The sequence below is a fragment of the Steroidobacter cummioxidans genome, from assembly GCF_003104955.1.
The window spans coordinates 21,902-32,974 of sequence record NZ_LSRW01000056.1 but is presented as its reverse complement, the minus strand read 5'-3'; the positions used below and the strand labels follow the sequence as shown (position 1 = coordinate 32,974).

12 protein-coding genes are annotated in these 11,073 nt (G+C 59.0%); 11 read left to right on the top strand and 1 reads right to left on the bottom strand.

Going from position 1 to position 11,073, the window contains the following annotated elements:
• Together D0550_RS24035 and D0550_RS24030 are read left to right on the top strand one after the other, a co-directional pair.
• The coding region (locus D0550_RS24035) for a hypothetical protein (protein ID WP_206606503.1) at positions 1–847 on the top strand (847 nt) is incomplete at its 5' end.
• 30 nt (positions 848–877) lie between these two features.
• A complete protein-coding gene (locus tag D0550_RS24030; protein WP_206606502.1) occupies positions 878–1,228 on the top strand; it encodes a hypothetical protein in 351 nt (116 codons plus the stop codon).
• A gap of 473 nt (positions 1,229–1,701) precedes the next feature.
• On the opposite strand, the gene D0550_RS24025 is transcribed toward D0550_RS24030, so the two are convergent.
• Entirely contained in the window at positions 1,702–2,667 is a 966-nt protein-coding gene (locus tag D0550_RS24025) for a DUF6602 domain-containing protein (RefSeq protein ID WP_153067311.1), read from the bottom strand.
• Between the two features lie 249 nt (positions 2,668–2,916).
• On the opposite strand from D0550_RS24025, the gene D0550_RS24020 reads away from it, so the two are divergent.
• The 9 genes from D0550_RS24020 to D0550_RS23985 all read left to right on the top strand — a co-directional run bounded on the left by D0550_RS24020 (position 2,917) and on the right by D0550_RS23985 (position 11,035).
• Positions 2,917–3,708 (top strand): PDDEXK family nuclease, encoded by a 792-nt coding sequence (locus D0550_RS24020; RefSeq protein ID WP_116811736.1) that lies wholly within the window; start codon positions 2,917–2,919, stop codon positions 3,706–3,708.
• 197 nt (positions 3,709–3,905) lie between these two features.
• Positions 3,906–4,202: a hypothetical protein gene (locus D0550_RS24015; RefSeq protein WP_153067310.1), complete on the top strand. Its 297-nt coding sequence runs from the start codon at positions 3,906–3,908 to the stop codon at positions 4,200–4,202.
• A gap of 564 nt (positions 4,203–4,766) precedes the next feature.
• Positions 4,767–5,075: a hypothetical protein gene (locus D0550_RS24010; RefSeq protein WP_153067309.1), complete on the top strand. Its 309-nt coding sequence runs from the start codon at positions 4,767–4,769 to the stop codon at positions 5,073–5,075.
• A 311-nt stretch (positions 5,076–5,386) separates the two neighbouring features.
• Positions 5,387–6,187, top strand: coding sequence for a helix-turn-helix transcriptional regulator (locus D0550_RS24005; protein WP_161966014.1), 801 nt, complete (start codon positions 5,387–5,389; stop codon positions 6,185–6,187).
• A 210-nt stretch (positions 6,188–6,397) separates the two neighbouring features.
• Entirely contained in the window at positions 6,398–7,024 is a 627-nt protein-coding gene (locus D0550_RS34670) for a hypothetical protein (protein WP_153067308.1), read from the top strand.
• A gap of 249 nt (positions 7,025–7,273) precedes the next feature.
• Positions 7,274–7,714, top strand: a complete 441-nt coding sequence (locus D0550_RS24000; protein ID WP_153067307.1) for a hypothetical protein — start codon at positions 7,274–7,276, stop codon at positions 7,712–7,714.
• 186 nt (positions 7,715–7,900) lie between these two features.
• Positions 7,901–8,194, top strand: a complete 294-nt coding sequence (locus tag D0550_RS23995) for a TrbC/VirB2 family protein (RefSeq protein WP_161966013.1) — start codon at positions 7,901–7,903, stop codon at positions 8,192–8,194.
• Between the two features lie 10 nt (positions 8,195–8,204).
• Positions 8,205–8,594 (top strand): VirB3 family type IV secretion system protein, encoded by a 390-nt coding sequence (locus D0550_RS23990; RefSeq protein WP_116811730.1) that lies wholly within the window; start codon positions 8,205–8,207, stop codon positions 8,592–8,594.
• On the top strand, positions 8,591–11,035 hold the full coding sequence (locus tag D0550_RS23985; protein ID WP_116811729.1) for a VirB4 family type IV secretion/conjugal transfer ATPase: 2,445 nt from the start codon (positions 8,591–8,593) through the stop codon (positions 11,033–11,035). Before D0550_RS23990 ends, D0550_RS23985 begins: the two co-directional genes overlap by 4 nt.
• Positions 11,036–11,073: the final 38 nt, after the last annotated feature.

Sequence of the window (11,073 nt, the reverse complement as noted above, 5' to 3'; positions counted from 1 at the left end):
GCAGCGTCAGATGTGTATAAGAGACAGATCCACCTCTGCGTCTGCGGATCCAGCCGCGTCTTCTTCAGGAGCATCGGCCCCCGCGCCTTTGCCCGAAGTAATCGCGGATCGTTTCGAGATCAGAGGGAAGCTCGAGGGCGACCAAGTTACCTTCTGGCTTGAAACCGACCTTCCGGATAACGTGCCCGTCATGACCGACGTCAATCGTGAATACGTCGGCCGCAACTCGGAAGGCAGTGAGACGTATGCGCCAATGTACTGGGCGGAGAAGTTGACCGTCGGAGCCTTGCGGAATCCACGGACGGTAACGATCGACGATACGAAATGGGTGCAGCACGTCGAAGAAGCCCTGAATTTATCCGCCGCCGTCGCCGACAATCCCGTGACCATCGTGTCAATCAACCAGTCAGTGACAGTGAGTCTCACTGTGCCACTCGTCGGGCACGTCCCTCCGCTGGAACCAGAGGCAAGCAACCTCATAGGGAAGGCGGTCGTCGTGGATGATGGCTGGCACCGCGTAGAAGGCGAGGTGGCGTTTCCCCATAAGCTGTCTGTGCCGGTGAAGACCGAAACCGATTGGGTGAACCCGCAAAAACTGCAAGTCGGGCAGCGCTATCGGCTCTCAGGAAATGCGAATGTGCTCCCGGAGTTTGAATCCGCCGATCCCCTTGTCGATATCGTCAACATGACCAGAGTGCCGGCCGGCACGATTATCGAAATCCGCCGAATCGATGACTCGGGGCATAGCCGCCGCTATCTCGTCCGTGCTCAGGGCGATAGCGCCGCGGTGGGCGGTTGGATCAGTGTTAACAATCTACTCGCGCAGACTCTCGAACGCGTGAAGTAAAGCCATCAGAACGGACTGGAAGTTGGTCGAATGGTCAGTAGGTCGAAAAAGCAGTTGTCGTGGGCGCTGGCCCTATGGGCGCTCTCTTTGCCAGCCATGGCAGGGGAGACACTGATTCCTCGGAGCATGCAGGACAAAGGCAAGTACTACTTACTGGAATCGAAGCGCAGCGGCAACATCGTCAGAGCTGTCCACAAGAGAGTCGGCATGGATAGCGTTGGCTACACGAGGACAGAGATCAACTGCAAGACGATGCAGATTCGCGAGATGGGGTACAGCGAAGAATCCGTCGCCAAGATCGCCGGCACACCTACGAAATGGTTTGAGCTCGTACCCGGCTCAAGCAAAAGCGATCTCGCGTACTTCGTGTGCAAGAAGTAGCCGCTGAGCTCGCCTGAGCTTGGGATCGTTCGCGGGAGCCTCGTTCATAAGTGCTTTCGGCTGGGGAAACGCGAGCCGGGACATTGAAGCCGCGCGAGTTCGGAGTCTGCTTGCACCGAACGACGCATTACCTTCGAAGGAGCCGCGTCGCGACAGAAGTCAGGGTGGTACCAGCCGGCATGTGAGGTCGTTTCCCACTTGTTACGCCGTCGATGACTCTCTGGCAGAGTTCATCTCCCTTTACGGCCCCCACATGACCCCGGCTGAGCGGACGAAAGCCCCTAGAGCCAACTCCCGCATGCGCGGAAGGCGCGCATGATCTCGACATTGACCTGCGATCGCGTGGCGGCTGTTGAGGACGCTGGATAGCATCGCAGCGTAGTCCGGCCCGCCGAATAGAAATTGATGCATGTTATGCAGACGAGACTATCGAGGATGGCTACGACAGTGGGTCCGATGCGGGGGGGAGTCGCCTAGGTGTTGTCAACCGACAAGTGCTGGTGTTGGCGTGGACTCGGAAGGCTGATCTTGTGACTAGTGACGGAACCGGCGTACCCGACGCCGGAACGGAGGCCGCCTACGCGATGTTCTTTAACGCCTCTCGCCACCGTAATTGCGAAATTAAAATCCGCTGTGAAAAGTTGTAAGGAACTGCCTTCGCTAGCGCGTGCTCCTTCCAGAAGGAATGACAACGCCGGATCCGCGTTGTCAGGCTGATATTCCGGATCGTCGAGCCATTGATATGCCGAGATTCCGAACCACGACTGATTGAAGACACAGATGTCTGTCGGCATCTGATCTATGTTCTCGAGATCCAACTGCTTCAACAGTTCTCCGCCGGTCATCGCCGGTACGATTTGCGCTACCGAACTGCAGCTGTAACTCATTACTCCAGTAAAGTAGCTGTCGCGAGGAATCTTTGCACCTTCAAGGACAACGATCGCGCTCTTTATGTTCTCCAAGGCATCGACAAGCGTGCCAGCCCAAACAAAAGGTCCCTTCTTATCTACCCAGGGAAGTGCATCCGGCTTCCCGGATCTGCTCTTGTAAAGAGTAAGATCGCTTTTCACTTCCACGACTGCGACAACTGCCTCGGGCGCGATAATCGCGAAGTCAGCCGTCTGAAGCAATGGAGCAGATCCGGTTGCGTCATGTATCAGACAGTCAATCTGCCTTGATGATATGTCGTAGATATTGTCACGATCGGAGTCATGGTCCGTAATGAAGCCACTTGTTATTGCGAAACGAGCGGGGGTGTGCTCAGCCAAATACTGCCGCAGCCTAGCTTCGCGAAATGCGCCTAGTGCTGTAGGGTGCTTCGTGAAAAGGCCGATCTTCTCACCATCAGCGATGATCTTCTGGGCTTCCAGGTCGTAAAATTTCGGAATGCTCATCCGTTGTGAATAGCAGATGCTGCATTCGATTTCCAGGGGATCCAATCAGCCTCCCGGCGGAACCGGAGTTCCTTGTAAGCACCGGCGCAACCGGCCGTCCTGGCTCGACTGCGAATGCGTAAAAGATCCGGGTGTCGAGGCTGGCAAAGGCCTCGACGCCGCGCTACTGTACATCTATCCATTAGCGACTGCCAGCCTGCTGATGTCGAAGCGCCACCTCGTCCGCTACCTTCAGCCGCCCAGGGGGGTTACGGTGCCGCTTCGCTCAGCGTTGAGCGGCGCTAAGTCGCGGTCATGCGGGATCCCCGTCTCGATGCGCTGTACTACCTGCGCAATTTTCAGAGCGCCATGGCATGGCTGGTCGAAGACTACCCTGATCTCTTGTCACCGCCTGAGCGAACGTTCATCCAACAGTTCGCAGACCTTCCCCAGCCGTCCCAGGCGCTGCTAGTCCGCTTGCTCATGCGCAAGCATGACTGCTTTCGGGGCTCGAAGATTCGTTACCCCGAGATCGGCGACATCGCCGCTGCTGCCGCGCCGTTGGTTCATGCGAAGCTTCTGGACGATGAGCCATTGCTCACATTGGATGAACTGTTCGAGTTGTTGCGAAGAGATGAAATCGATGCGCTTTTCGCAGGCACATCGACTCGCTCATTCACCAAGGCGGAGTTTCTGACGGCCCTTCAGCCACTGCATCTACATTCGCGCTCATTCTCCTCGTGGCGCCAATCGAAGGATGAGCAGGCTTACCGTGTACTCATCGCAGCGCTGTGTAGTCAGCTCCGGTTGCTCTTCCTTGGCGGCTTCCATCAGGACTGGTCCGAGTTTGTTCTCGTGGATCTGGGAATATTTCGCTACCAGGCTGTTGGCCTTGATAGCAAGTCGCGCGGGTTTCAGTGCCGCGCTGACATCGAGGCGTTCTATCGACTTTACGCGTGCCGCGAGCAACTCTATGCGGATGCGCCGTTTGGATGTCGTGCTCTCCGGCGTTCCCGTGGATCCTGTTGCCACAGGGATGGATTGAAGCCCGCCGAGCCAAACTGCTCTTTGAGATCGCTTACTGGTATGAGCGACACGGTGACGTAGCGGCGGCGCTCGCGATCTACCAGCAATCCCCGCACCCCGGCGCGCGGCTCCGGCGCATTCGCTTGCTTGAGCGGGCGGGTGCCTACGGGGAGGCGTTGGAGGCTGCGATCGATGCGTATCAGCAGGCCCGAGTCCGCTGCAGAACTTCACGAGGTGCCGGTCCGGGTCGCTCACGTGCGCTGGGCGGAGATGGCGACGTGAACTACACCGTCAGCGTCAAAGCGCTGTGCAGCTTTACAGCGAAGCGGGGCGACCTCGACACGAGATTTACCCCCGCGCCTTCAGCGAAGGAAGGTATCCAGGGGCATCGCATCGTCGCCACACGTCGAGGTGGGGGCTACCAGGCGGAGGTGTCGCTGCAGTCTGAGCAGGGCATGCTCATAGTGCGCGGTCGTGCCGATGGCTACGACCCACGCGTGCCGCGAATCGACGAATGTAAGACTTTTCGCGGCGATTTCGAACGGCTGCCGAAGAACCGACTCACGTTGCACTGAAGGCATCGACTTGGTGGGCGACCGCCTGATCGGCGCGTTTATCGCCACGCTAGGCATGCCGAGGCGAACTCGCTGAACAACGCAATGGCGGAGCGCATGGAGTTAGCCTTCGGGGAGGGCTTCAACTACGTCTATCTTTACCCGGGCATACGAAAAGTAGTTCAGGCGGCGGGCCGTGTTATCCCAGCACGAGTGACACAGGTAGCGTGCACCTGATCAATGCGCGATACAGCGAAGAAGAAATCGGTGCGCTCCTGCCGAGTTGGTGGAGCGTGACTGTTAACACCATCGAATCATCAGGCGGTGGCGAGCGCCATTGAAAGAGCGCTCACGGCCACTCCGTGATGTCCCGAGAGATCATCACTTGGCTGCTCGGTTCGGGGAGCGCTAGCGAGTGCACGCTGGCGGCCAGCGTGACGATGGATCCAGGCTCAGGGCGGAACAACACACGTAGGTACGTGTAAATCGTGAGGGGCGATACCAAAAGTTTGTTTGCTATGTTCTGAAGTGTTTGCCATGGTTGGAATGCCAGATGGAGGCGAAACGTGCAACGGAGAGTGTCCGATGAGCACTGAGATTGAGCGCTCGTACTCGCCCGACAACGGTAGCGTCATCGCGAACCTGCTGCTCGCGGCGTTCTGGCTGATCCTCAATGTAGTTCGTTGGCTCTGCCTGGTTGTTCTCGCCTTCCTTGAGCCCTTTGTCCGGCTGCTGCTATCCGCTGTCGCCGTCCTAAGCGTTCTGGCGGGCTTGGTGTACTTGGGCTCGAGCGTGCCGCCACCGATTCCTTTCTGGGTCACGCTATGTGTGGCGCTAGGGTGCTTAATATTGATGGCTGTCTATGAGAGCGTCCTTTACATGCTGTCTCGATAGAGATTGATTGTGGGCGCAGGGCAGTGATCGAGTGTTGAGTTCTCCGTTCAGGTTGCCCGTTCAACAAACCCTCCGTTCCACCTCGATCGGTCGTCCGCGCGACGCGTACCGCCGCGGGTAGGGCGTCAGCCCTGCCTATATTGCCGTTGTTTCTCTGTCCGCATGCGTATCTGCCACGGGAACGCGACGCCGCCATCTATGTCTTAATTGACGCGAACCATTGATGGGAGGCGACGGCCGGTAGCGGACTACTGAGCATGAACGAGTGCCGACTGATTCGACACCGTTCCGGAGCCCCGCGGCTGAACGACATGGAACCGTTTGATTGGGCACAGCTCTTCGTGGAGCGCTGCGAGCGCCAAGATAGAAGGTCGGTATTAACGGCTACCTTCCAGCGCGCATTGGAGCGGATGGGCTTTCGTTACTACGCCTGCTGTTCCCATGTAGATTTCAACCATCCTCCCCAAAGTGCTGTCGTACTTCACAACTACCCACCAGACTGGGCAGGCGAGTACACGGAGCGAAGCCTGTTCCGATGTGATCCGGTGCTACAGCACGCCGAACGCAGCCTCTTACCGTTTCGATGGAACAGTCCAGGGTTCATCGCCGCACTCACTAGGTCACAGAGGCTCATTCTTCGAGAGGCGGCGAGTGCCGGCATCGTCAACGGCTACACCGTGCCAATCCATCTACCATGGACCGCGGGTGCGCTTCGAGCATCCTGTTCGGTGATTCCAGATTCGAATTCTATTGACGAACGCGCATACCGTGCCGTGCAGATCATGGCGATCTATCTGTATGCGTCAATGGAAGATCGCGAAGGCGTGAATGCTACGCGCGAAACTGCGCTCAAGTCGGCTCCGGTACTCAGCGAGCGTGAGCGGCAGTGTCTGGAAATGGCGGCTCAAGGCAAGAGCGACTGGGACATCAGTCAGTTGCTTGGTATCAGCGAAAGCACCGTGCACAAGCATGTGGAATCGGCCAAGCGTCGGTTGGGCGTCTCGACTCGCATCCAGGCCATCGTCTGGGCTGTCCGGAATAGCGAGATTTGCTTCGGTGACGTCATGCCACCAACGCTTATTGGTCGGACTCGACGATCTGCGACCCATTGAACGGGCAGCTCCAGTAGCAGCGCTGTTCAGGTTGAATCGTCGGGCGCGCGGTTCGAGTAGCCGTCCGAGTAAAGATGTCTGAACTGCGCCGATTTGAATCATCAGACGAGAGGTCAACTGGCCTGATCAGGCTATTGTGCTCGTCGAGTTCTCTGAGTACTTCTGATGCTGTCCTGCGCCGCCATCAAGCGCGGTGAATAGGAGACGTTCATGGATGAGAACTTCTTGGAAGAGCCGATGGATCAGGAGATGAGGCGGCGGCAACTCGCGCGGCGGTTGGTCGCTCATCAAACTCGTACTCACACCATATACCGTCTGACCGGATTGTCACGCCATCAGCTTGCTACGATGAGGCGTCGCTGGAAGGTTACGGCCGAGATGCGTCGTCGCGGTCCACTTCCTAAATCTCTCGCGGCGTTTCTTTCCACACAACGGGTGCGCGATGAAGCGGCGGTACTGGCCTTGTTGTGGCGGCTATTCGCCAGCGTCGCGACGGCGACCCGAGGAAGTCGGCCCGCGGGTCGCGTGGAAGTCGGCGAATGTCTCTGTGATGTGTTCGAAGCGCACATCACGTGTTTTCCCGCGTACACGCTTGAGCTCGATTACTTGGTGCTGCTTTCTAGGCGCGTGGATGAAGCCGATACCGTAGCTTTGGCGCGATGTTCGAGTTGTGATGCGGTGATGCTCGCGGATTTACTCGCTATGCGCCGTCGACGTTGTCACCGATGCCAGCAAGCTGGAGCAACCCTACCACCTAACGCGTCAGTCCCCGCCATTAGTGATGTGATTCATGCGACGCCCCCGATTGGAGAAGGCGTGCAGCAGGAGCTGTTCTGAATCAAGCGAACTGAGGGAAGTCACATGTCAGGCCGAATTGTCGAGGAGAGCTTGCGGACCGCACGACCGTCCACTGACCTCACCGGAAGAATGAAGCAGGCACTGGAGCGCATTCACACGCTGAATGAGCGGTGCCTGGAACTGCTCAGTCAGAACGCTCGCGGGGATCGGCAGTCAGTCGCGTTCGTAAGCCAATCACGAGCGCTTTGGCAAGGACTAAGTGTTGCTGCTCGAAAGCGTGCGGCCGAGATGCCCTTTCTTCTCATGGATGTGCACTTTCGGGAGTCGCAGTGGTGGCGAGGCGCGCAGACCTCCCGCCCTCCGTATCGTCAGTTGCTCGCCCCTGATGCTGTGTTCAAGGGAAAGCCTGCCGCTGAGTTGATGCGCGAGACGCTCATGCTCGCGTGCAGTACGGTGGCCATGGATCGACGGTTTGCGTGCCTGCTGTTTGGCATGGCGCCCGCAGTTAGCCGCATCATCGCTGATCTCGGACCTCAAGACGTGGAACGCATCGCTGCGCGATACCGTTCGCAGCTTCGCCCGCGTTGGCAGGACTTTCCAGCCTATTGGAACAATCTGCTCGTGGCCGCGCGAGACGGCGATGAAACAGCGCTCGAAGACTCCCGCATCCACGGGGTGCTCATGATCGGTGGAGAGCTACTGCCTTTATTGGAAGGGAAGGCGGTATAAGTGCCAACCGAATCCTTGTGATGAGCCTCGAATGGCAAATTTTACCGGCGAGTTTCGCCGAAAAATCGGCTGAACAGCGCGGTGTTTGCCCTGAGTTTCGGCCGGATTTTCGGCGAAACTCCACTAACACATTCCTCCGCCGTGATGTTTCCATGGAGTCCCCTCAGAAATCCATGGGACGCGAACGTGAAGCACGTCGATACCGTCCGAGTCAGTGGCGCAGTCGCGCTCACGATACTACTGCTCCCGGAGCTCGCCTCCGCACAGCAGTCACCGTTCGATACGGGTGCAAACTCGCTGGTGACATTTGCGCTCGCTATCGCGACACCGATTGCGATCCTCGTAGTGATCGGCGCGGCCATTGCTGCGGCGGTGGGACGGATCAGCTGGGGGTGGGTGATCGGATGCATTGTCGGCATCGCCGCGATCTTTGGTTCCCCTCAGATCGTCGCGTGGATTCGCGGGATGTTCGCTGTGTAGGAGGTGGGGCATGAGCGAGCGAAACCCCGGAATGATCGCCGATCCGCTGTTCGTAGGTATCACTCGTCCGCCGATGCGGTGGGGTGTGGCGTATGAAGCGTTGCTGCTGAACCTTGTCGTCACGATGGAAACCTTCGTGCTGACCAAGAATCTGCTCACGCTGCTGATCGCGATTCCTATCCATGGGATCTGTGCGCTGCTGTGTGCGCGTGAGGCGCGTTACTTCCACTTGATGCTCCTGTGGGCGCGCACTCGACTGCCGGCGTTCCTCGGCACGATCCGAGTCTGGCAGGCTGCGAGTTACAGTCCGCTTGCTCTGGATCTGCCGAGCCGAACGGGAAGGCGCCGAGATCCAGTCACTGTGCGAGTTGCGGTCAGCGCGTCGAGAGGCCGGTCATGAGCGCTGTGAACCGACTGGCCGCAAGCCGTCGCGAGCTGAGCGTCGCGCGCCAGATTCCCTATGCGGCCCACGTGGCTGAGGGTCTCATCAAAACGCAGGCCGGTGATTTCGTACAGGTATTCCGTCTGGGCGGTGCCAGCTTTGAGAGCGCCGACGATGAAACGCTGAACAACTGGCATGAGCGACTCAACGTGACGTGGCGGAACATCGCAAGTCCTAACGTGGCGCTGTGGACGCACGTGCTTCGACGCCGAGAACGGGTCGCTGCTACGTCGGTGAGCGCGACGGGCTTTGCCGCCGAACTCGAACAGAAGTACCGCGAGCGACTCGCCGGTGAGACGCTCATGGTCAACGAACTGTATCTAGCCCTGGTCTATCGCCCGGTGGCTGGCTCGGCCACCAGCGCCGCGGCAAAGCTGCTGTCACGAGCGGCGAAGGAGGGCGAAAGTGTGGTGCTGCGGGATGCTCTCGAGACCTGCGAGAAGCTTGGTCAAGCGGTCGTCGCATCACTCGCCCGTTATGAGCCAGAGCGGTTGGGCCTCTATGACAAGGGTCAGTGCTGCTACTCAACGCTGCTTGAGTTCTTCGGCATTCTCGTCAATGGCGAATGGCAGGCGATGGCTCTCCCGCGAGCACCCCTGAACGAGGTGATCGCGACGACAAGGCCGCTGTTCGGATCCGAAGTGATTGAGTACCGGCTGCCCGCCGAAACGCGACTGGGTGCCTTCCTCGGCATTAAGGAGTACCCCACCCCGACCAGTGTCGGCATGTATAACGCCTTGCTGTCGGCACCGTACGAGTTCGTGCTGACGCAGTCGTTCTCGTTCCTGACGAAAGGAATCGCGCAAGGGCTGCTGCAACGTCAGTACAACCGCATGGCGAATGCAGGAGACTTCGCGGTCAGCCAAGCGGAGGACTTAAAAGACGCTCTCGATGCACTCACCGCGAACGAGTTCGTCATGGGGGATCATCACCTATCCCTGCAGGTGTTGACCCCGCCTAGCGACGCCCGATCAGCGGCGCAGGGAGCGTTACTCAAGCGTCTCAATGATGACGTCGCGCTCGCCCGCACGACGCTAGCGGACTGCGGCATGACGGTGGCTCGCGAAGACCTGGCTCTGGAGGCTGCGTTCTGGGCCCAGCTGCCAGGCTGCTTTTCGCTGCGACCACGCAAGGCGCCCATCACCTCCCGTAACTTTGCGGCGATGGTGCCGTGGCATAACTATCCGACAGGTCGCGCCACGGGAAATCACTGGGGAGACGCGCTGGCGCTGCTCTTCACCAGCGCGCGCTCGCCTTATTACTTCAGTTTGCATGCCTCCGATCCTCACGACCCGGACGGTGGTAGTCGCAAAGACACGGGGCACACGTTCATCTGCGGTCCGACCGGCTCGGGCAAGACAGTATTGATCGGATTTCTCATCTCAATGCTGTCGGGCCATGGCGCGACGCAGGTCATCTTCGATAAGGATCAGGGACTGGAGATTCTTGTGCGAGCCCTGGGTGGGGTCTATCTCCCGCTGCAGCCGCGAGCACCGACTGGGTTCAATCCGCTACAGCTCGACCCCACACCAGTGAATGTCGAGTTCCTTTCTTCCTGGCTGCGCATGCTCGCGCGCGGCCCAGCGGCGCTGACTCCGCGCGAGCTCACAGAGCTTGACCAGGCGCTACGAGGAACGCTCGCACTGGACCAGCCCGCGAGACGGCTGTCCCGGCTGCTGGAGTTCACAGACCCGACGCGCCCTGACAGCATCCACGCGCGTCTGGCCCGCTGGTGCCATAGTGCAGGCGGCGAGCTTGCTTGGGTGTTCGACAATGCAACGGATTCGGTTGTCCCCATGATGACCGGACACGCAACGGTGGGGTTTGATGTCACTCACTTCCTCACCAACGAACTGATCCGTGGCCCGGTGAACCGCTATCTCTTTCATTTGGTCGAGCAGTTGCTCGATGGTCGTCGGCTCGTGTGCTGGGTTGATGAGTTCTCGAACGCATTGGCGGATGCGGATTTCGAACACTTCGCGGACAACGCACCGAAGACCTGGCGGAAGTTGAACGGCGTGCTTTGCGCCGCCACGCAGACCGCGCGCGGCGTCCTGTCCAGCTCCATCGCTCGCACCATCGTCGAACAGACGGCGACGAAGGTGTTTTTTCCGAATCCCGAGGCCGACGCACAGGACTACATCGACGGCTTCGGCCTGACCGAGCGGGAGTTCAAGTTGCTCAAAGAGCAGCTGGAGCCTGGGTCGAGAATGTTTCTGGTGAAGCAGGGCCACGACAGTGTGGTGTGCGCACTGGACTTGAAAGGGTTCGACACGGCACTGGCGGTGATCTCGGGTCGGCGCAGTTCGGTCGAGGAGATGCATCGGCACATGCGCGCCGTGGGTACCGCACCAGATCAATGGCTTCCATCTTTTTTGAAAGGGTTCGAACGGCACTGACTACGGCTTGCTGGGAACACGCGACAGAGGAATGCACC